The organism is Eubacterium sp. BL-380-WT-2B, assembly GCF_009696115.1.
GTDB lineage: Bacteria > Bacillota > Clostridia > Eubacteriales > Eubacteriaceae > Eubacterium > Eubacterium callanderi.
Genome location: NZ_VUMP01000001.1, coordinates 500,647 through 522,802 on the forward strand (window position 1 = coordinate 500,647; position 22,156 = coordinate 522,802).

Annotated in this window: 20 protein-coding genes; 18 read left to right on the plus strand and 2 right to left on the minus strand. The window is 47.9% G+C overall.

Going from position 1 to position 22,156, the window contains the following annotated elements:
* Positions 1–5 precede the first annotated feature (5 nt).
* The 13 genes from FYJ53_RS02405 to FYJ53_RS21610 all read left to right on the plus strand — a co-directional run bounded on the left by FYJ53_RS02405 (position 6) and on the right by FYJ53_RS21610 (position 12,273).
* Positions 6–206, plus strand: coding sequence for a hypothetical protein (locus tag FYJ53_RS02405; RefSeq protein WP_073383680.1), 201 nt, complete (start codon positions 6–8; stop codon positions 204–206).
* Positions 193–504 carry a hypothetical protein gene (locus FYJ53_RS02410; RefSeq protein ID WP_073383677.1) on the plus strand — a complete coding sequence of 104 codons (312 nt, stop codon included), beginning with the start codon at positions 193–195 and terminating at the stop codon, positions 502–504. The genes FYJ53_RS02405 and FYJ53_RS02410 overlap by 14 nt, the downstream gene beginning before the upstream one ends.
* Complete coding sequence (locus FYJ53_RS02415) at positions 505–2,421, plus strand: hypothetical protein (protein WP_154556937.1); 1,917 nt, start codon at positions 505–507, stop codon at positions 2,419–2,421.
* 30 nt (positions 2,422–2,451) lie between these two features.
* Positions 2,452–2,907 carry a holin family protein gene (locus FYJ53_RS02420; protein ID WP_337926996.1) on the plus strand — a complete coding sequence of 152 codons (456 nt, stop codon included), beginning with the start codon at positions 2,452–2,454 and terminating at the stop codon, positions 2,905–2,907.
* Complete coding sequence (locus FYJ53_RS02425; protein ID WP_073383362.1) at positions 2,907–3,920, plus strand: GH25 family lysozyme; 1,014 nt, start codon at positions 2,907–2,909, stop codon at positions 3,918–3,920. Before FYJ53_RS02420 ends, FYJ53_RS02425 begins: the two co-directional genes overlap by 1 nt.
* A 1,789-nt stretch (positions 3,921–5,709) precedes the next feature.
* The gene (locus tag FYJ53_RS02430) at positions 5,710–5,850 is read left to right on the plus strand and encodes a hypothetical protein (RefSeq protein ID WP_154556938.1); all 141 of its coding nucleotides are present in this window, start codon (positions 5,710–5,712) and stop codon (positions 5,848–5,850) included.
* A 415-nt stretch (positions 5,851–6,265) separates the two neighbouring features.
* Positions 6,266–7,240 (plus strand): choloylglycine hydrolase, encoded by a 975-nt coding sequence (bsh, locus tag FYJ53_RS02435; RefSeq protein WP_073383364.1) that lies wholly within the window; start codon positions 6,266–6,268, stop codon positions 7,238–7,240.
* A 96-nt stretch (positions 7,241–7,336) separates the two neighbouring features.
* Entirely contained in the window at positions 7,337–7,495 is a 159-nt protein-coding gene (locus FYJ53_RS21090; RefSeq protein ID WP_177190834.1) for a hypothetical protein, read from the plus strand.
* Positions 7,496–8,603: 1,108 nt separating this feature from the next.
* Entirely contained in the window at positions 8,604–10,160 is a 1,557-nt protein-coding gene (xylB, locus tag FYJ53_RS02440; RefSeq protein WP_090415035.1) for a xylulokinase, read from the plus strand.
* A gap of 134 nt (positions 10,161–10,294) precedes the next feature.
* On the plus strand, positions 10,295–10,474 hold the full coding sequence (locus tag FYJ53_RS02445; protein ID WP_148429187.1) for a class II fructose-bisphosphate aldolase: 180 nt from the start codon (positions 10,295–10,297) through the stop codon (positions 10,472–10,474).
* A gap of 335 nt (positions 10,475–10,809) precedes the next feature.
* Positions 10,810–11,580: a DeoR/GlpR family DNA-binding transcription regulator gene (locus FYJ53_RS02455; protein WP_013382247.1), complete on the plus strand. Its 771-nt coding sequence runs from the start codon at positions 10,810–10,812 to the stop codon at positions 11,578–11,580.
* A 288-nt stretch (positions 11,581–11,868) separates the two neighbouring features.
* Positions 11,869–12,078: a hypothetical protein gene (locus FYJ53_RS02460; protein WP_090415031.1), complete on the plus strand. Its 210-nt coding sequence runs from the start codon at positions 11,869–11,871 to the stop codon at positions 12,076–12,078.
* A 69-nt stretch (positions 12,079–12,147) separates the two neighbouring features.
* A complete protein-coding gene (locus tag FYJ53_RS21610) occupies positions 12,148–12,273 on the plus strand; it encodes a hypothetical protein (protein ID WP_256168583.1) in 126 nt (41 codons plus the stop codon).
* Between the two features lie 110 nt (positions 12,274–12,383).
* Here the strand turns inward: FYJ53_RS21610 and fliB are convergent, their stop codons facing one another.
* Entirely contained in the window at positions 12,384–13,529 is a 1,146-nt protein-coding gene (gene fliB / locus FYJ53_RS02465) for a flagellin lysine-N-methylase (protein WP_148429189.1), read from the minus strand.
* 140 nt (positions 13,530–13,669) lie between these two features.
* Here fliB and FYJ53_RS02470 point away from each other — a divergent pair, with 140 nt between their 5' ends.
* From FYJ53_RS02470 to FYJ53_RS02490, 5 genes are all read left to right on the plus strand, one after another.
* A complete protein-coding gene (locus FYJ53_RS02470; RefSeq protein WP_148429191.1) occupies positions 13,670–15,007 on the plus strand; it encodes a cytidylate kinase family protein in 1,338 nt (445 codons plus the stop codon).
* Entirely contained in the window at positions 14,958–15,377 is a 420-nt protein-coding gene (locus FYJ53_RS02475) for a MarR family winged helix-turn-helix transcriptional regulator (protein ID WP_013382241.1), read from the plus strand. Before FYJ53_RS02470 ends, FYJ53_RS02475 begins: the two co-directional genes overlap by 50 nt.
* 232 nt (positions 15,378–15,609) lie before the next feature.
* Positions 15,610–17,427 carry a translational GTPase TypA gene (typA, locus tag FYJ53_RS02480; protein ID WP_013382240.1) on the plus strand — a complete coding sequence of 606 codons (1,818 nt, stop codon included), beginning with the start codon at positions 15,610–15,612 and terminating at the stop codon, positions 17,425–17,427.
* Positions 17,428–17,585: 158 nt separating this feature from the next.
* A complete protein-coding gene (locus FYJ53_RS02485) occupies positions 17,586–18,764 on the plus strand; it encodes an AI-2E family transporter (protein WP_090415020.1) in 1,179 nt (392 codons plus the stop codon).
* Between the two features lie 32 nt (positions 18,765–18,796).
* On the plus strand, positions 18,797–19,126 hold the full coding sequence (locus FYJ53_RS02490) for a rhodanese-like domain-containing protein (protein ID WP_073383377.1): 330 nt from the start codon (positions 18,797–18,799) through the stop codon (positions 19,124–19,126).
* A 201-nt stretch (positions 19,127–19,327) separates the two neighbouring features.
* Here the strand turns inward: FYJ53_RS02490 and FYJ53_RS02495 are convergent, their stop codons facing one another.
* The gene (locus tag FYJ53_RS02495) at positions 19,328–22,042 is read right to left on the minus strand and encodes a diguanylate cyclase domain-containing protein (protein ID WP_148429193.1); all 2,715 of its coding nucleotides are present in this window, start codon (positions 22,040–22,042) and stop codon (positions 19,328–19,330) included.
* Positions 22,043–22,156: the final 114 nt, after the last annotated feature.

Here is a 22,156-nt window from a genome sequence, read left to right on the forward strand (position 1 = left end):
GAAAAATGTACAAGGCAGTAAAAGATAATGTGCAAATGTATTTGTCCGATCCAGAGAAACAGTCGGATCGGTTTTTGAGAGACGGCTGGCGCATCGTTTTTGAGGAAAGCCAAGGAAACGAGACGATCGTGGCCACACCAGATGAGGGGTGGTTTGGAGAAAAACCAAAGAAACAGGAGGGAGTGATTTACTTTGGAAGGCATTAATATCACGAAAATGGCTAATATGGATGCTGTTTACCACGAAATGGACAGCCGCCTGACCGAGATGAGCAGCCAATACGGACTGGATATCACGGACATTGAGGGGGTTGTGGCTCGACTGTCTCAAAATATCAAAGACGCCAAAAACAGGCTTTACGCTAGTGCCGTGCTTGAATTGGCTAAACCGTTAACCGAAACAAAAACCGGGACAAAAGAAGAGTTGCTGGAAGCGTTCAAAGCACAATCCGCTCAAACTGCTCAGAGCAAAACACAAGCAAGCCCGGCAAAGGAGGGAAGCTAAATGGCAATACAGATGCGCCGTGGCGCCGGTGCGGATTTTCGGCCAGAAAAGATGAAGCCCGGTGAGCTGGCGGTCACCATAGACGGTACAAGAAAAGTATATGCGGCGTTCGCTGCGGGAGATGTGAAAGAGCTCGCGTCGAAGGAAGATATTTGGCAGGAAGTGGAGGACGCAGAAAAGGCTCAAAAAGCAGCCGAAGCCGCACAAGCTGCGGCTGAAATCGCTGAATCGCAGGCAACGAAAGCTAAAAATGACGCGGTAATAGCCCAAACGGGAGCTGAAACCGCCGCTAAAAAAGCAGAAGCTTCTGAGATGGGTGCCGAAACGGCGCGCGAGGCTGCTGAAGCTGCTGAAAACGCGGCAGTCAAGGCAAAAAAAGAAGTCGAAAGCGATAAAAAACTGGTTGAGCAATTTAAAAATGCCGCTGAGTCAGCCGACGCAGCAGCCCAAAGAAGCGCCGAAACCGCAACCGCAAAAGCGACCGAAGCAACGAACAGTGCGAAAGCGGCAAAAGAGGGACAGGATGCCGCCGAAGCCAGTGCCAGAAGCGCCGAAGAAAAAGCCAGCGACGCGGCAGCCAGTGCAGCCGCAGCGGACAAAAGTAAAACCGCCGCCGAAACCAGCGCCGAACGAGCCGAGACCGCAGCAAATACCGCCACCACCGAAGCGGCCAAAGTTAAGACCTGGAAACCCGTGATCACCAATGGGATTTTGAATTTTATTGTGGATAATGACCCAACACCGCCGGAAGGCTACAACGTAATCGGTCCAGAAGGACCAACGCCAACCATCACCATTGGTGCCAATGAAAACTGGTTTGTGAATGGCGTGGATACCGGAAAGCCCAGCCGGGGAGCCAAAGGCGACACCAGCATTCTTACAATCGGAGTAAACGGAAATTTCTATATCGACGGGGAGGATACCGGACAAAAGGCCCAGGGACCGACCGGGCCGCCCGGAACAGACGGGAAAGACGGACGCAACGGCGTTGATGGTGTTTCACCCGAAATTTCCATATCCGCCGATGGTTACTGGGAGATAAATGGGACAAAGACCGATAAAAAAGCCGTCCCAGAGAATGGCACCAATGGGAAGGACGGAGCACCCGGAGCCAAAGGCGCCGACGGCGCTACCTGGCTGTTTGGAAATGTGGCACCAACCAACCAGGGAAAGACCGGCGATTTTTATATTAATACAACAACCTATGATGTGTACAGCAAAGCTACTGGAGCCTGGGTCAAAACAGGCAATATCAAAGGGGCGACCGGCCCACAGGGGGTTCCGGGAACCAATGGTAAAGACGGTGCGCCCGGGGCAAAAGGCGCCGATGGAAAAGCAGCAACGGTGAGCGTCGGAACCGTCACCACCCTTCAACCCGGGCAGCCCGCCACAGTCAATAACAGCGGTACCGAAAACGCTGCTGTCCTGAATTTTGGGATTCCCCAGGGACAATCCGGTTCCGGCGGTGCAACTGGCGGGTGTGCAGCCTTTAAAATAAAAAAAGGCTTCATTGCAGATGCCGATGGTGGGATTTTTCCTTTAGTAAATTATGTACAAAATCAAAGCGTCGCAACGCTTGCTGCCGATGGGTCGATTGATTTAGCAGGTCCAGGAGCCTACACTTTTGAATTTAATTCATTGTTAGAGCTTGAGTCAGAACCGAACACCGCGCTTGAGGTGGTTTGTAGTGTTACAGACGAAAATTATACTGATTTTGGAGATATCCCAGGCAGTAGAGTGAACGGCTCACAGGATGCGAGCAAATTTATATATGCTTTCACTGGAACAACTTGCTATCAGGTTGTTGCTTCGTATCTTCGAGTGACATTTTTTTTAGCAAGCGGAGTTAAAGGAACTGCACTACAGGACGGTTATTTAATTATAAATAAAATTTCAGATCAACATCCCAGCAGTTAATATTGCATTTATAAAATAGGAGAATAAACAATGGAAAACATGATAACAGTAAAAGGCCCGGTAATTGCGGGCATTGGAGCAGTCGGCGGTGTCATTGCCGGCTTTTTTGGTGGTTGGGACGCCGCGCTGATAACATTGCTTATTTTTATGGGTGTGGACTACATTACCGGCTTAATTGTGGCCGGAGTGTTTAAGAACAGCACGAAAACAGACAGCGGCGCATTGGGATCAAACGCGGCCTTTATGGGGCTGCTGAGAAAAGGAATGGTCCTTTTAGTGGTCCTGGTGGCGTGTCGGTTAGACATTATGATCGGCACAAACTTCGTCCGGGACGCGGTGGTAATCGCGTACTGCGTGAATGAAATGTTGAGCATTGTGGAAAATATGGGCTTGATGGGTGTTCCGATTCCAGAAGCCATCACAAAGGCCATTGAGATTTTAAAAAAGAAGTCTGAAACAGAAGATAAAAATGGAGGTAAGGAATAATGTTAAACGGAATTGATATCAGTGCATGGCAAAGAGGCATTGACGCCGCATCGGTGCCATCCGATTTTGTGATCGTTAAGGCAACCCAGGGGCTTGACTACATCAACGATGACTGTGACCGGGCGTACCAGCAGGCCAAAGCGGCCGGAAAGAAGCTGGGCGTGTACCACTTCGCGGACGGGAACAGCTCCGGGGTAGCCGAAGCGGATTTCTTTATTGATAATATCCAGGGCTACATCGGAGAAGCGATTCTGGTTTTGGACTGGGAAACCGATGCCGTCAACTGCGGCCCCGGCTATGCCAAGGCGTTTCTGGACAGAGTACAGGCCCGCACCGGCATTAAACCCATGATCTATATGAGCGGCTCCGTTGTGAATGAATGGGATTGGAGCGCGGTCGTGGCCGGGGATTATGGCTTATGGGTGGCTTATTACAGTAAAGACAGCTGTGATGGCTACTGGCCGGAAGCGCCCATGTATCCGATCCATTATTGGAGCGATGCTGCGATGCTTCAATACACTTCCGGTGGGCGTTTAGCGGGCTGGGGTGATCGGTTAGACCTGAACGTTTTTTACGGCGATCATGCTGCCTGGGACGCTTACGCAGGCGGTGGAACCGGCGTAACGCCGCAGCCACAGCCAACCCCAAGCAGCCCAAGAACCGCCCCCTGGGGCGTGGATACCATTCAGTATTGGATGAATATCTGCAACTATAACCCCGGCGCCCCGATCGACAACCTTGATGGACCAGAAACAAAGCTTGGCGTCATGAACGGGCAGCGTGCTTATGGGGTCCCGGTCGACGGTTTCTTTGGCGATCAGACCCAGGCTCCGGCGGAAGATCAGATTCTGGCCTACGAAAAACGTTTGGCGGAGCTGGGCTTCTATCATGGCGAGTTCGACAGTATCCCAGGACCACAGTTGTTCCAGGCGGTCAAAGACTTCCAGGCCAGCAACGGATTAATCGCGGATGGGATTGTCGGAGAACAGACCTTTGCACTGCTATTTGGATGATACATTTATACTTTTAAGCTGTTTTAAAGGTTTGTGTTGTACTCTTTGCATAAAGATACACATAATCTTTATCTTTTCTATTTTTTTCCTTTCATGTTGCCTTTCGGGGCGGCTGTTTTGGGGCGGATGTTCTTCTTTAGAAAAACCTTATACCTTAGGGATATTTTGTGGAAATGTAGAGTAATATAAAAAAGATATTGGCAATGGTTCGCCCAAATACAGCCTTTTGTTTGGAGAATGAAAAAACAACGCAACCTTTTGTTTGGAACGCTTTTTAAAACAGGATGAGCATTCGTTTGTGATGATTGTATAATACCTGTAAAGAGACACCGTTGTTTTGTAGAGTGCTATTTTTTAAAATCTCCTAATAAGCCTGAATGAAGGAGAATTCGGGCTTCCATAGCATATATCCTCTTTTCATAGGCAAAACCCCTGGGATTGATTTAACCAGGGGTTTTGTTTTGAGGGATTAAAGCGTTTGCGTTATAAGATAAAGGCATCGTGGTCTGGAAGCGGAGGTTCAAAGACGTTTTATCATTCTTGTAAAAGTTACGCTGTAACATTTTAGATAAAGACTCAAGTTAGCCCGATAAAAATGAATAAAAAAGAAAAGATGAAACATTCGTTATAGAGATTCTAAGTATATGTTTATAGGCACTAAAAATATTTTTAGGGATTTAAGATAGATTTAAGGGAGATCACGTATTATACAGAAAATGATGTCTCCTTCACATCTTTGCATCAGATTATTGGGTCCCTCTCTAAAGGGGAAAAGGAAGAGGGATCCAGTACCCTTTTAATATTTTGAGAGTTGACAATCATCAAAACACAGAAACATCCACTTCAGTTTCATTTTATTTACTTTCCTTACAAAAAGCTCGCGATTCAAGGTTCGCGAGCTTTTTGCTGTATAAAGAAATACAAGGGATAAAAGATGAAAAAGATAAGTAGAGTATAAAGAATATTATTTGGGTATTTTTACATCGATGAGGAACAGGCATGTCCGGTCATTAAGAAGGATATCGTTTGGTTGGACGAAAGAATTTTGTGTAAATTTTAGGAAGTTGAGGTATTGCTAATTCTGATCATAATTTTCTTATAAGTGTTGCCGAGCATACTTGAGATTTTTTTCATGTTTTTGTATAATAAAAAGGATAGTGGGGGCGAATATGTGGGTGCGTTACAGAGCTTTTTGTCGGAATAATGTCAGTCTCTGTGAGCGGCCCCCACTATTTTAACTAAAAAGGATTCTAAAGATAAGTAAACAGCGGTTACTTTTTCTTTTTAATTGGTCGAGGCGGTTTTTTGATGGTTTAAAACGTCTCTTAATGGGTAAAATATTTTCTGAGATCATCTACCTCCTATTAGGATAATTTTCATCTCAACTTTTCCTTTTTTTGAAAACTCCCGGTCTTTGGATCAGGAGTTTTTTGTTGCAAAACAAAAGGTCTATAATGCAAATAGAGATGATCTTTATAAGATAATATTTCAACGGGGCTGGAACGGAGGAGGAGCCGGCGAGCTGAGCGGTTTCAGGCGGACAAAGACTTCCAAAAAGTAGCGGGTTAACCGTGAATGAGATTGTCGGGGAACAGATCTTTGTGCTGCTATTTGGATAATTTATTTATACTTTTAAGCTGTTTTAAAGGTTTGTGTTGTATTTTTTACATAAATAAAGAGATAAACGGAATCTTTTTTCATTTCTATTCCGTTTTGGCCGTCCTCCATTTTGAAGGGCGGCCTTTTTTGTTTTTGTGAAAAGCTTAAAACTTAAGGAATTTTGATGGAAATGTGGTATAATAGAAAAAGAAACAGGGACACCGGCAACGGTCCGCCCCAATACAACATGAGAGTAGACCGCTATTCTGTGGAAGGGCTAGCGGTCTTTTCCATTTTTAATGAGCTCCAGAATGAACCCGATCAGGATTAAAACCAAGATCAATTGGTTACTATCCATAAGCCTCACCCCATTTCTGGGACTGGATTTGACCGTGCCAGTGCCACAAGGGCCGGATGCCCCTGTGAGTGAGATTATAGCACAATTTGGCTTGAAAAACAATTCGGAGATATCCAATGTCTATTGGATGAAAAATCGCCTTTAACGAATTGGTTAAGGCGGTTTTTTTGATGGTTTAAAATCCGCTCAGCGAGGGTATAAATAATCACGAACACACATACCTCTTACTTTTTAAAATACAAATTACTCTCCCCATTAACTTTTCCTTTTTTAGAGTTCCCGGTCTTTTGGATCGGGAGTTTTTTGTTTTTTTAAATTTATGTGCGGTTAAGACAGTAAGATTCTGGGTATTGTATAATTGAAATCCATATAAAACGGAGGTGCTAAAATGTGTACGGCAGCGACATACACAACAAAAGATCATTATTTTGGTCGTAATCTTGATTTGGAATTCTCCTATAATGAAACGGTAACAGTAACACCACGAAATTATCCGTTTCAGTTCAGAAAGGTAAAAGCACTGGAATCTCATTATGCTATGATTGGTACGGCCTTCGTTGTGGATAATTATCCGCTGTATTATGATGCCACCAACGAAAAGGGACTAAGCATGGCAGGATTGAATTTTCCAGAAAATGCGGACTATAAACAAGAAGCAGAGGGAAAAGATAATGTAACCCCATTCGAGTTTATTCCCTGGATTTTAGGGCAGTGCTCTACCATTAAAGAGGTAAAAGAACTCCTTGGTAGGATCAATCTTATCAATATCAATTTTAGTGAAAAATTACCGCTTTCACCCTTGCACTGGATGATATCGGACCGGAACGAATCGATAACTGTGGAATCTGTAAAAGAAGGGATGAAAATATATGATAACCCTGTAGGAATTTTAACCAATAACCCAACTTTTGATATTCAGATCTTCAACCTAAATAATTATGTGAATGCCACCAGAGAAATACCCGAAAATCGTTTTTCAAGTGCAATAGCTTTAGATGTTTATAGCCGTGGTATGGGGGGGATTGGGATTCCTGGAGACCTTTCTTCATCCTCTCGTTTTGTAAAAGCAGTATTTACTAAACTAAATTCCGTCTCTGGAACTTCTGAATCTGAAAGCATTAGTCAGTTTTTTCACATACTTGGTTCAGTCAATCAAGAACGCGGATGTGTTCGTTTAGCTGAAGATACGTATGAAATAACTATTTATAGCTCTTGTTGCAATGTTGATAAGGGAGTCTATTACTATAAAACTTACGAAAATAGCCAAATAACAGGCGTAGACATGCATAATGAAAACCTCGACAGTCAAAGTATTGTCTCTTATCCATTAATTAAAGAGCAACAGATAAAAATACAAAACTAAAAACCGTATCAACATAAATTTTTCATGGTGTATTTTAGCCCCTAGTCGAATCGGGGGCTTTTATTGTTTTGGTGTTTTCTTGTATGGAGGATAATAATGAAAATCGCACAAGAGTACAAAGGTTACTATTTGGATGTGTTCTACAAGAATGGGGTTGTGAATGGCATTATCCAGCAAACGCAGGATCGACTCCAGGGGTTGACGGTTGAGGAAGTTGTACGGGAATTTAAGAAGAAAGTAAACCACATCAGCTAAGCTACTATAATAGTATAGGGATTCATCGAGCACGGATGTTGTCGTGCTTTTTTTTGCGTTAACTTAAGATGTTCGTTAAAGTCGTAAAAAATAGCCAAAGAAGGTCTAAGAAATAGAGGTCTTTATGAAGTTTTCTACCTATTTATGAATAAAAAACGGGTGATGTTTTGGGAAATAAATCTGGAACGTTTTGTAAACTATTGTAAAATAACCAGCAATCTTTTAGCAGAATCCTTTAAAATAGCGGTTTTTAGCTGTTTGTAATTACCCAAGAGATAATATTATCGAAATCACAAAACCCCGGATTCTATGCCGGGGTTTTTTATGTGTTAAATTAATTTTGATTTTCTATGGGCATGCTCAAAAGACTCAAAACCTGTGAAAAATCAGGTTTTGAGTCTTTTGAGCATATGGACTAAACGTTGGAAGTGATGTTGACATCGAAAATAATCGAAATATCATCTATGTGATCAGGGATAAAAAGACAAGAAATCCATGTGAGCTGTTACTGTGATTGGAATCGGGTTCTGTATGCCAGCGATTTAATTTGCCATCCTAACAACCCAGAAGGTTTATAGCTGTCCCAGAGTGTGAATAATGCAATAAAAGCAGGGAGTCTGATTGGGACACAAGTTGTTTCAAGGAGAGCATCCTGAGAGGTGACTGACACCGTTATGCCGACAGTCATTTTGAAATGGGAATATTCGGCGAAATATAGGTACTTTGAGAAAGCGGGTTTTTGTGTATGATTCTCATAAATATTTAGAAATATTTATGAGAATTTTTTTGTTTTAAAAGTTCATTAAAGTTTCGCATTAAATAAATTGACAAAGCGATAAAAGATGCTATAATAATGAATAAAATAGTTATTGCCTTCGTTTGAAAGAAATAATAGTTATGTATGAATCTGATTTGTGTTTTAGATTAAAACTAATGGAAGCGTTGGAATGTAGCTTTAAAAGTAATATATAGTTTTGAAGGAGTTTTTATTAAATCAAATTTTAGATTATATTTAAAGAAGGACTACAGTAGAAAAATGCAAAAAAAATAAAAGCAGATCCATGCACAATCCTTATGATTAATCAGGGGCAACAGAAAGTGGGGTAGAATGATGCATTGTTTTTTAGGAATTGACGCTGGTACAAGTGGGGTAAAGGCTGTCATTGTTGATGAAAATGGCGAACTCAAAAGTATTGGCTATCAGGAATGTGATGTAATCAGTGAAAATCCTGGCTGGGCTGAACAGGATCCAATGGACTGGTGGCGGGCCTGCGATGGTGCAGTGAGGGAAGCCGTTGAAGGTAGCGGTTGTGGAAAAGAGATTGTCAGTATTGGTTTTTCAGGACAGATGCAGGGGAATGTCATGGTGGATAAGGAGGGAAAGCCCATTGGAAACTGTATGATCTGGCTTGATCAAAGAGCCAATGAGGAGGTCGAGGAAATAAGACAGCTTATTTCAGATCAGGAGGCTTTGGAAATCACCTCGAATCATTGTTTGAACAGCTATTGGGCACCAAAGATTCTCTGGATTAAAAAGCACCGTCCACAAGATTATGAGAAGACTGCAAAGGTCATGTTCACAAAGGACTTTCTAAGGTTTTTAATGACAGGTGAGATTGCCACCGAGGTAAGTGATGCATCCCTGACATTTTTAATGGATGTACCGAACCGTTGTTGGTCCGAGCGTATGCTTCAGGCAACGGGTATTCCAAAGGAAATTTTGCCAGAGCGTTTGGTTGAGTCCTATGAAATTGTTGGACAGCTACGTACTGAAGTTGCAAAGGACTGGGGCCTGAACCCGGGCATTCCGGTGGCGGCTGGTGCGGGAGATCAGCCAGCATGTGGTGTTGGAACAGGTATAGTGAACGATGGTGTCATCGGCTCATCCATTGGGACCTCCGGCGTAGTATTCGGATCAGTGGACAAGCCCTTTATGATTGACCAGGAGTGCGGAACCTTCAGTATGGCACATGCTGTTCCGGATAAGTGGTGCTTTTTAGGGCTGGCGCTTACCAGCGGGGCTTCCTTTAAGTGGCTGAGGGATAACATATTTCCAGATAAAAAAGCAGCCATGGCAGCAGCAGGAAGTGATGTCTACGATTATATGACAAGGCTGGCCCAGGGGGCAGCAGCAGGAAGTGATGGGCTGATTTTTCTGCCATACTTAAATGGTGACAAAACCCCCAATAATGATGAGCACGCAAGGGCAGTGTGGTTTGGGCTTTCTCAACGGCATGGTATTCAGGAAATTTGCCGGAGTGTGATGGAGGGTGTGACCTATTCCCTGCGCGATACAGTGGAGCTGTTTCGCGAATGTGGATTGGATGTTAAAAAAGTCGTTGCCTCGGGCGGCGGTGCTAAGAGTCCACTTTGGCGCCAGATGCAGGCAGATATTTATAACGCCAGTGTTGTTACCATGAATATGGAAGAGGGACCCGGAGCTGGTGCTGCCATTTTAGGTGCGGTTGGAGCAGGTTATTTCAAGAATATTCAAGAGGCATGTGATGCTATTTTAAAGGTAACTTCTGTGACAGAGCCTAATGTAAAGCAGGTTGCTCTTTATAATGAATACTATCAAATTTATAAGAATTTGTATCCATCCCTGAAATCTAATTTCAAACAGAATGCAGTTATTGTAGACAAATATCACCATTCGGCTGAATAAAAGCATTTTTTATAGAGGTCAGCAATAAAATTTTGACGAACATGTACGCAAAACCAGAGACCTGGTGAATTATGCCTATGCCCATAATATGACAATGGAAACAGAAATTGGCTATATGAGTCAGGGCTGCTCGGATGCTTCTGGCGGAAGCCTTTTATGAAATGACAGATGTTGACTCTTTAGCGGTGTCCATTGGGACCGCTTACGGTGTCTACAAGAGTGCCGAAACAACAAAGCTGGATTTTGAGATCCCTCATAATTTGGCAGAAGCCCTGTCGATTCCTTTTATTGCACTAACGGGGATGCCCATATAAGAGGCTTCTTATTTGGCGCAAGTGAAACCTTTATTGTAGAAAATGGAACCATGCTCACTGGTTCTGTGGGGTATATCTACTTTAGTTGACTAGGATCACAACCGGGTGCGCGATAGAAAATGCCATGTGATGGTAATAGACGAATAGGCCCATAAAACATTTGGTTCTGGCCAGTAGCCTTCAATATCATGAAAAAAAATCATAATTAATTCAAATTTATTTGATTGCAGTTGTAAAAAATGTTAATTAATGTTAAATTTAAGAAAGTGTTCATTTTTTAGTAATTGCTATTAATTAGTTCTATTTAAAAGCATAGAAACTTTGGAGGTGCAGGAATGACAGAAAGGCAGTTTCAAATACTTGCTCTTATTTCGGAAAACGGCAGGGTTGAGGTGGCAAAGCTTGCGGAAATACTGGGAGTGTCCCAGGTTACCATTCGGAAAGATCTAGACGCGTTAGAATCGAAGCAACTTATTCGGCGGCTTCAGGGGATTGCAGAGCTGGATCGTGAAAATGATGTGACAAACCGTCTTGCCTATCACCACAGGGAGAAGCTGTCCATTGCAGAGGAAGCTGTGAAGGAGATCAAAAATGGTGAGACCGTTATGATTGAGTCTGGCTCCTGCTGCACTCTTTTAGCTGAGGAAATTGTCAAGGCCTCAAAGGATGTGACGATTATTACCAACTCGATCTATATTGCAGACCACATACGGCCAGCCTTGGGGAATCATGTTATTTTGCTGGGCGGCGAAATACAGATGGAACCAATGGTAACGGTAGGACCCATCATGGTGCAGGCGGCAAAGAACTTCTATGTGGATAAGTTCTATACAGGTGTTGATGGCTTTACGCCAGACGGGTATTTTACTGCCAGCGACATTATGCGTGTTGAATCCATCCGTACCATGGCCGGCCAGGCTAAAAAGACGATTGTACTGACGGAATCGGAAAAATTTGTAAACCACGGTGTTATGGCGCTTCTTCCCAGTACCAGTATTCATGCCCTTTACACCGATGACCAGATTCCAGATAAGATCAGGAATGATCTTAAGAAGAGTGGGGTGTGCGTTAACACGGTGAATACAACGTATGGACAGACTAAGTAAAATATAGTTTTCATTTGCCGAGGAAACATTGATTTTGAAGTTTTACCCTAAATCTTTGTTTGCTATATAAAATCTATGCTCAAAAGACTCAAAACCTCCAGCGCGAAGTGTTTTGAGTCTTTTGAGCATAGGTCTGGAAATTTAAAAAAGAATACGGCAGGTCATTTTAGAAAAATTAAAAACCAAGTGTTATAATAAAGTCCAGATTAGCGAGTAGTGCACATCACATAAGTCCAGTTGACACCACGGCTCGCTTTTTTTATTTTTCTGAAAATAAGAAGTGATATGATGCCAAGGACAAAATTACAGGAGATCGTTTATGCGGTTTTAATGGCCCTTTTTATGGTGCTGGCCATTACGAGGCTGCGCATGGGAGGAATGACCAATGCAGGCTTTTTTACGGCCTTTTCAGAAATGCGGATCATGGTGTCCGTTTGTTTTGTGATGGGTATTTTTTCATGGAGCGGATCGCCCCCAAAATCGCCTTTAAAATGGTAACGCCAGGCGAGGATAAGGCATTAGCGTCCAGGCGGCGGTGACCGACTGCCTGATGTGATGTGTCCGGTGATGAGCTTTTGGGCGACCCTGATTTTCAAGCGCCCGTGTGTACAGTTTCTGGCCGTCTGGCTGGAGACCATTGTCATCAATTTTCCAATGGCCCTCTGCTGGCAGATTTTTTCTGCGGGCCGCTGATGCGGTTCTTATTCCGGACAATTTTTAAAAGGCAGCTTGAAAAGCAGGCTGCGGAATTATAAACTAAAGCAGTCTCTTTATCATTAAAAGAGACTGCTTTTTCAAGTTGTCTATAGGGATACCAGCAGACGGCTCAGCGCCGGGGCGCTTAGCTCAGGGGTAAGGGTCAGGTGGTCACTCAGAAGGGTCTGATTTGGGATAGAATGTTCGATTTCGCGGGAGTAGGAACAGAAAACAGCCTGGTGCTCCTGGTCGGATAAAGCCCGGTCCTTTTCCAGCCACAAACTCAAGGAGAGGGTGTAGACGGAGAGGCAGGCCAGGGCGATGTGCTGGATTTGCAGAAGAGGCTCACAGGACCAGGCGCAGTCCATGAAATAGCGGAACAGGTAGTATACGCTTAAATGCTCATAATAATGGGCGTGGACGCTCTTAAAGGCCCTGGCGGCAGTAAGACTGTCCGGCGCCTTGAGGCGCTTACGGGCGCGCTCCAGCTGTCTTGTGAAAGCACTCTGGCGGTGCTCACACTGGATAAGGAGGTTAAAAAGAGCGTCGAGGGTGCCGCTCACCTCAGCTTCTGCGGGCGGAACGCTGGATCGGAGATCGCTCAAGGTCCGGGTGAGCTGCCGGTCATCTGAAAATGCTGTGTACAGACTGTTTTCGGCAGCTTCGTCTGAGATAAACAGGAGGGCAGTGAGCCGGGTAGCGAACTGGAGCAGCAGGGCAAGGCGCTCAAAGATTGTGAAACGGCGGTTCTGCAGCAGTGTACGGCCAAGGTGCCGGGCTCTGAGCATGCGCGTACAGAACAGCGGATCGAGATCCGGATCGTAACCGGAAGACTCGTCGTTCTGGGCCATCACAAAGCGCATGGGAGCCGGATTGGACAGAATGAGTCTGGCGGCCTCTGGGCAGGACAGGGATAGGCCTGCCTCTCGGAGGCTTCCGAAGTCCGCATAAAAGCGGGGGTAGAGGCGGCAGGTCTCACTCAGGGCATTCTCGCCCAGGGCGGTATGAATGTCGCAGAGATTTTCAGGGTTGAGGAAGGGACAGCGTCCGTCCCGATTGATGAAAATGCAGTCGCCGTCCCCGTCCAGGGTCATGGCATCACGGAGACGCTTGCCTATGGGGCCTTCTGCCTTCTGGTAGAGCCGCTCGGATTTAGGGTCGATGACGACCTCCCAGCCTGCGCAGCAGGTATCCGGGCAGTCCCCGGCCAGGCATCTGAAGGAATCGAAGGGTTCGGGTGTTTGAAAATTCATGGTATTCTCCTTTTGGTTTGACACCATTATAGCAGAACAAGGCTGTGTTTAAAAATAAAAACACGTCTGGACTGTCTTGACTTTTAAATGATTAGAAGTATAATAATTAGAGTTCTAATTGTTTAAAAGGAGTGTGGAGGATGACAGCAGAAGAAAAAATTAAACGCTATATTGTCTTTACCATCGGGGTTCTCATCAACTCCTTTGGCATCAGCTTTATTACAAAGGCCAGTCTGGGGACCTCGCCTATTTCCAGCGTTCCCTATGTGCTGAGCCTGCGTTTTGAGCCGACTCTGGGTGAGTTTTCATTCGTGCTCAACATGATTTTTATTATTTTGGAGATCGCCCTGCTGCGCAGAAGGTTTGAGAAAATCCAGTTTTTGCAGATTGTGGTTAATGTGGTGTTCAGCTATTTCATTGATTTCAGTATGCTGCTGCTCGGTGGCTTAAACCCGGTAAATTATGTCATAAAGCTTGTCTTTCTGCTGATTGGCTGTGCGATTCTGGCCTTTGGCATTACGCTGGAGGTCTTTGCGGATGTGATTCTGGTGCCGGGCGAGGGGATTGTCAACGCCATCGCAGTGACCTTTAAAAAGCAGTTTGGGTCGGTCAAGGTAGGCTTTGACGTTACGCTGATGGCCACAGCCTGTATTCTGTCGCTGGTCTTTTTTCACGGTTTGCAGGGTATCCGGGAAGGGACGCTTATCTCGGCCCTGATCGTGGGAACCATTGTCAAATTTTACAGCAGGCGTCTCGGCTTTCTGAGGGACGGACTCTTTGGTGTGCGGTCCAAGGGCGCTGAGGCGGATAAGCCCTGCGGCTGCCCGGTGATTACCATCAGCCGGCAGTATGGCTGTGGCGGAAATGAGGTGGGCAGACGCCTGGCCGGCGATTTGAAGATGGCTTTTTATGACCGTGAGATCAGCAGCCGCACTGCCGCCGAGGGCGGCTATACCTACCAGTATGTGGAGCGGGAGGAGCAGCGCTATACCAACAGCCTGCTCTACGACCTGGTGGCCTCCAATTACGCCATGGCTCCCGGTGAGGTGCCGCCGCTGGACGCTCTCTTTGAGACCCAGAGCCGGGTTATCCGTGAGCTTTCCTGCCAGGGCCCGTGCGTGATCATGGGGCGCTGTGCAGATTATGTGCTCCGGGACCGGCCGGACTGCTTCCATGTCTATCTCAGCGCGAATATAAAAGACCGCACTCGCCGGATTATGGAAAAGGAAAACCTGGGCGAGACTGCCGCCAGGCAGCGGATCGCAGAAAAGGACCGGGAGCGGTCCAGCCATTATAAGCACTTTACCGGCCAGGCCTGGGGCGCCGCCGGAAATTACAGCCTGTCGGTAGACACCTCAGTCTTTGGGATTGAGGGAGCTGCTGCGGTGATTGAGGACGCCTTCGGGCGTGCCTGGAAAGGAAAAGAAAATGAATCAGAGCTTTCACAACCTGCTGTTTGTCAGCCAGAGCCTTTTTAACAAGCGGCTCTACGCAGCACTGCAGGGAACGGGCCTGTCCTCCGGGCAGCCCAAGGTGCTGGAGTACCTGAACCGCAACGACGGCAGTGTCCAGAAAGACATCGCCGCCGGATGCCAGATTGAGCCGGCGACCGTCACCAGCCTGCTGCCGAGGATGGAGGCGGCAGGGCTCATTGAAAGACGAACAGAGAACGGCAACCGCCGGTCCCTGTACGTTTATCTGACAGAGAAGGGCAGGGCAAACGCTGCCCGGATCGAGGAGGCCTTCGCGGCCCTGGAGAGCGCGGCTTTTGAGGGTATCCCGGAGACGGAGCGCGAAGCGTTTATGGCGGTTTTCTGCAGGATCTATGAGAACCTGAATGGAAAATAGAGAACAAAATTTCAGTTTTCAGTTTTTTTCATAAAAACCCTTGTGTTCAGGGTGTTTTTGAAGTATAATAAAGGACGGATTAATTTTCAATCAATGCAATTTTGAAAAGATATCCAGGGGGAGGCCCTGGGTATCTTTTTCTGATTATACCGCCAATGTAAAGGCGACGCATTCTGTACAAAAAGAGCCTTTCCGGCTCCGGATATAAAGAAACTAAGAAAGCAGGAAACATATGAAAGAAGAACAACCGATTATCAATATTGCGGTTATCGCCCACGTTGACGCGGGTAAATCGACCCTGGTCGACGCACTGCTGAGCCAGAGCGGCGTTTTCAGAGATAACCAGGAAGTGGTTGACTGTATCATGGACAGCAATGACCTGGAGCGGGAGCGTGGGATCACCATCTATTCCAAAAACTGTTCCATCATGCACGATAATATCAAGATCAACATTGTGGATACCCCGGGCCATGCGGACTTCTCCTCTGAGGTTGAACGTATCTTAAAGACGGTTGACACGGTTATTCTGCTGGTGGACTCCAGCGAAGGCCCTATGCCCCAGACCCGTTTTGTCCTCAACAAATCCCTGGAGCAGGGACTGCGCCCGATTCTGTTCATCAACAAGATTGACAAGAAGGACCAGCGCGCCGAGGAAGTGGTCGATATGGTTTTCGATCTCTTTGTAGAGCTCAAGGCCAATGACGAACAGCTGGACTTCCCGATTCTTTACGGGGTTGCCAAGCAGGGAATTGCCAAATATGACATGGATGACGACAGCACAGACCTGACCCCGCTGTTTGAAACCATTGTAAAGCATGTGGGTATTCCAGAGGATATGAGCCTGGAACCGCTGCAGATGCAGGTATCCACCCTTGGCTATGACGATTATATCGGCCGTCTGGGCATTGGCCGCATCGACAAGGGAACCATTCACACCGGGGACAGCCTGGAGGTCTCCAAGCGTGACGGCAGCTTTAAGCGGGTAAAGATCGGGCAGATTTTTGTATACCGCGGCCTCTCGAGGGTTGAGGTCAAGGAGGCAAAGGCCGGTGACATCGTCGTGGTCTCCGGGATTCCGGACATTATGATCGGGGAAACCATCGGTGAAGTGGACCAGGTACAGCCCATGGAGCTCATCGAGATCGAGGAACCGACCCTGTCCATGAACTTCCTGGTCAACACCTCTCCTTTTGCCGGAAAAACCGGTAAATTCGTGACCACCCGCCACATCAAGGCCCGCCTTGAGAAGGAGCTGGAGATCAATGTCGGGATGACCGTTGAGCCGCTGGAGGGCACCACAGAGGGCTACCGTGTATCGGGCAGGGGCGAACTGCACTTATCTATTCTGCTTGAAAACATGCGCCGTGAAGGCTATGAGGTGGCGGTTTCCAAGCCAGAGGTGATCATGCACCGCGATGAAAAGGGCCACAAGCTGGAGCCTGTGGAAAGCGTGATCATTAACGTCCCGGACGAGTACTCCGGAACAGTTATCTCCAAGCTGAACGTGCGTAAGGGCAGCATGGTGAGCATGGCCGCCGAGGAGGGATGGACCAAGCTGGAATACCTGGTGCCGACCCGTGGCCTGTTAGGCTACCAGAGCGAATTTATCAACGACACCCACGGCGAGGGCACTTTGGTACGCCGTTTCGATTCCTTCGAGCCTTATTTCGGGGAGATTCCACAGCGGCAGAACGGCGTGCTGATTTCCGGCTTTTCCGGAGAGACCATGGCCTACTCGCTGTTTAACCTGAGCGACCGCGGTACCATGATGGTGGGCGCGGGAACCCCCGTTTACGAGGGGATGATCATTGGCATTAACAACCGCAGCGACGACATGGTGGTTAACCCCATCAAAAACAAGAAGCTGACCAACACCCGTTCCTCGGGAGCGGATGAGGCCTTAAAACTCATTGATCCTAAGATCTTCACGCTGGAAGAAGCTCTGGAATTCATCAATGATGATGAGCTGGTTGAGATCACCCCCACGGATATCCGTATCCGAAAGAAGATTTTATCCGAACTTGACAGAAGAAGAGACCGACGAAATTAATATAAAAAAGAGAGAACCCGTATCGCGACGATACGGGTTCTTTTTGGGTATAGGCGCTGTAGTCCGAGACGCTGCTGGTATTTCCGCCCGTTTTTCTCAGACAAAATTAATACAAAGTGGGTATACTAGAGAGAGAAGAAAAATGAAAGGAGCGGCAGATGGTGTTTAAGAAGAAAAATTTGAAGGACTATATCCTTTTGATCACGTATGCTGTCTGCCTGCTCATGGCCCTTGTCAATATCAAGTATATCTGGAATGGCCTGGGGATTCTGGTGGATATTGCAATGCCGATCCTCATCGGGATCGCCATTGCCTTTGTGCTCAATATCCCAATGAGCTTCTGCGAACGCTATGTCTTTAAATTCATGGACCGGATACGGGGCAGGAGGCTCCGGGAAAAGGGGAAGCGGGCCGCGGCCATTGTGCTGACCTTTATCTTTATCGGGCTTCTGATCACCGGAGTCGTCACCTTTGTGATCCCCCAGCTCCAGAAAAGCGTTGAGATGCTCATTACCAAATTTCCAGGCTATGTGGCCAGCTTTAACCTCTGGGTCAACCAGCTTCTGGAATGGCTGCACCTGCCTGAGGATGCCTGGAACCAGATCTCAAGCCAGTGGCAGGACCTGTTTCCCAAAATAAGCAGCAGCCTGATCGGGGCCATGCCTGAGATCGTAAACACAACGGTCAGCATTACCCAGGGCGTGTTCAATTTTCTCATGGGCTTTATCATTTCTGTCTATATGCTGGCAGACAAGGAACGCCTGCTGGCGCTCAAGGATAAGCTCATGTACGCCTATATCCCGGATAAGGCCAGGGCGTTCATCAATGAGGTAGGCCATACGGCCAACCAGACCTTCCACGGCTTTATCGCCGGACAGATTACCGAGGCCTTTATCCTCGGAACCCTGTGCGCTGCCGGGCTGGCGATCCTGCGGGTACCCTATGCGCTGCTCATCGGCGTGCTGGTGGGGGTGACAAGCATTATTCCCATCTTCGGGGCCTTTCTGGGCGCTGTGCCCAGCGGGCTGATTCTGCTGGTGGTCAATCCGGTGTACTGCCTGATCTTTATCATTTATATCATCTGTCTGCAGCAAGTGGAGAGCAATGTGATCTACCCTAAGGTGGTGGGAACCTCGGTCGGGATCTCGGGCCTGTGGGTGCTGATCGGCATGCTGCTGGGCGGCAGCTTCTTCGGCTTTACGGGCATGATCCTGGGCATACCGGGATTCGCAGTGCTGTACTCTGTGGTGCGGACCCTGACCAATGCCCGGATTGCCAGAAAGCAGGCGGCCAAACAGAACGAGACCATCACGGTTAAGGATTTGGAAGATTCATAAATTAAAATTGAAAACATAAAGGAGTGAATGACATGAGTCGGGAACTAAAAAATATTGAACCGGACGAATTGGAAGCTTTACTGGAAAAAAATGACGGGAACACGGTCTTGTTGGATATTCGGGACAAAATGGAAATTCACAATGAGTTTGAGGATCAGGAGTGTGTAGTCAACATTCCGCTGAAGCTCCTGCCCTCACAGCTGGAAATGCTCACGCCCTTTAAGGACAAGACCATTGTGCTGGTGTGCCGGTCGGGTATGCGGGCGTCCAGAGCCCAGAAGCTGCTTGAGCAGGAGGGCTTTACGGACCTGCGGGTGCTGCGGGGCGGCGTGGTACATTGGGAGCGGTTTAAAAAAGGCTGAAAGTGCGGACTTTTTCAATGGAAAATTACAGGAGAAAAATGCTGCGCATTTTGAATGACAGAGCGGCTTCAGGCCGCTTTTTTAATGGCTTTTATCGGAGTGTGAAAAAATAGTATCATTTAATAGTACAGGCTCAAAAGCCTCAAAACCCCGGGAACGGGGCTTTTGAGGCTTTTGAGCTTTTGTTTTGAAACTTCTGTTTTATGTTTGATTTTCTTTGTAGCGGGTGATGTCGTGGCAGGACAGCAGGCAGGCGGGGCGGTTCTTCCAGGTGATCAGAGAAGCGTCGGCTGAGGACCACACGCGCAGCATTGGGTTGTAGATCTCCATGGTACAGTTTTTGCTGGCGCTCCCGACACTGCGGGCAGGGCAGCGTGCGCAGGGTTCGGTCCGGTCGAAAAAGGCCTCGTAGCAGTACATACCGACCTCTGAGGATGGGACCAGATCCTTTGTTTTCTGGTTGATGTATAAAAGCCTGCAGGTGCCGGGCTCGATGACGTAAATCCAGGAATTCTGGTTGTCAAGCACGGTTTTCATGGCGGCAGCGGACTGCTCAACCCGGTCCTGAGCCCTCTTTTTCAGCAGGAAGGTGCTCAGGATTTCTGAGATAAAGGACAGGGCGGCAATCTGTTCCTGGGTCCAGAAGCGGTTGTTGCGGCACTCGTCAAAGCCCACATAGCCCTTGAAGCAGCCGTTATCCCGGATGGCGCACTGGAGCATGGATTTGATGCCCTGGGGTGCCAGAACCTCGAACTGAGCCTTTGGGAGACTGGCGATGTCCCGGCAGTAGAAGATACCGTTCTCGTCAAAATTGTCAAGGTAGCTGCCGCCCAGGTCTGTCGCGTAGGACACATGGCTCAGGTTCTGGATCTCCGGCGCCACGCCGTCATTGCACCACTCAAAGGTATTGGCGCAGTGGGTGTCGTCCTCGCTGTTCTCAAAAATATAGACGCGGCTGACATCAAACTGGCGCCCCACAATCTCGAGGATGGAGTGCACGGCGCTTTCGATGTCGATGGATTTGTACAAAATCCGGAAAACATACTCCACCAGCTGGCTGTTCACCGCCTGCGGGCTCACCTCGCTGTCCGAGTCGATGCGCTCGTTCACAGCGCTGTAGACGCCCATGGCAGCGTTTTTGAGGGCCATGACCTCCAGCTCCCGGTCAAAGATCACATACTGGTTTTTCCCCTGGCGCTTGGCTTGGTAGAGGGCGTAGTCTGCGCGCTTGTACAGCTCGTGGAAATCTCTGGCATGGTCTGGGTAGCAGGCAATACCGATGCTGCAGGAGGTTTCGGCGTCGTCTTCATTAAACACATCGAGGCTATGGAAATTCTCGATGACCTGCTGCGCCTTTTGAGTAGCGACCTGGATATCCGGAATATCGCGGATAAAGGCGATGAATTCGTCGCCGCCGATGCGGCCCACCACGTCGCCGCTCCGGAACAGGGTCTGGATTTTGCCGGCGATCTCCATCAGAAAAGCGTCGCCGAAAAGATGCCCCCGGGTATCGTTGACATTCTTAAAGTCGTCAATGTCGATGATCAGCAGGGCGCACAGGCTGTTTTCCGGGCAGCGGGACAAGTGCTTCTCAATGATACTCTCAGTGGTGCCTTTATTGTACAGCTTTGTGAGAGTGTCGCGCTCGGCCTTCTGCATAAGCTCCTGGGAATGCCGCTTCTCACTGTCAATATCCACAATCACGCCCACAGCCTTGAAAGGCTCACAGTTTTCGTCGTACTGGGCGGTGATGCGGATACGGCACCAGATATACAGAGCGTTGGCTTTTTTGATCCGCACCTCGGTTTCCACATAGGGGCTGCCCTGCCGGATGTCCTCGAGAATGCCGGTAAAGGCCGGAATGTCCGAGGCCAGAATATGCGAATGGGCGATGGTGCCTGTGCTGATGTTTTCAGTCATGGGCTCATAGCCGAATTTCTTCTGCCAGTTGTGGGAAAAGATAAAGGTATCCTTTTGGATGTCCCACTCAAAGATAATGTCGGTGGTCTGGTCCATGATGATCTCGTGGCGCTCCAGGCTCAGCCGCAGGTTTTCCTGGGCCTCCTTTCCGGCTGTGTCATCGATGAGAATACAGTAGAAAGAATCCGGGCCGCTCTCGCTTTTGATGAGCTGCCCCTTGTCCAGAATCCAGATCGTGCTGCCGTCGCTGCGCGTCGCGCGGTATTCGATCTGCTTGGTGCTTTTCTGCCGCAGCTGGCGCTTGACCTCCAGCAGCGTGGAGGAGCGGTCGCGGGGGTCGATGATGGCCATGAAGCTGTCGTCAAAGCGCTCCCGGATCTCGGCACGGGTGTAGCCGAACATGGACAGAAAGCCGTCGTTGACCTGGAGAATGGTCAGCTTTTCGTCGTAAAGGCAGCGGAAAATACCGCCTGGGATATTTTCAGTCAGCTGCTGCAAATCCTGGCTCCGGGCCTCCAGCTCGCGGGTGGTTTTTTCAATGAAGCGCTGGATACGGGGGTCGGAGGCCGTGAGTATACTCTGGCTGAGCCCAGGCAGGTGGGCACTGCTGTCGATGCGGGCAATGTGCAGCTGACGGAGCCGGAGCACGCCGTCAACCAGGCTGCAGACCAGGCTGCCGGAAAGCTGGACCTCTGGCGCGGTCGAAGCCGGGGTGCCTGCGCGCAGACGCAGCTGGCAGTCTGCCAGACAGTGGGTATTGGACAGGACACGGGTCTCGACAGATGTGTCCAAAATGGTAAAGGGATAGGGAAAGCGGGAGAAATCCGCTTCCAGAACAGCCTCCAGCCCTCCGCTCTCATGTATATTGCTGTGATACAGGCCGGACCAAAGCACATCCTCTGTGGCCATCGAGAGAATTTTTTCGGTATCCCTCATCTCAAAATAGGCCCGCTGTAATTCCTTGACAAAGGCCCTTGTCTTGCGATCGATGCTCATCCTTACACCTCTTCTAACGAATTATAATCGTGACTATCCTCAAAATCACTTTATGGGGGAAACAGCTCTCCAAAACACAGACAGCGTTTTCAAAAGCAGTATATTGATGTTATT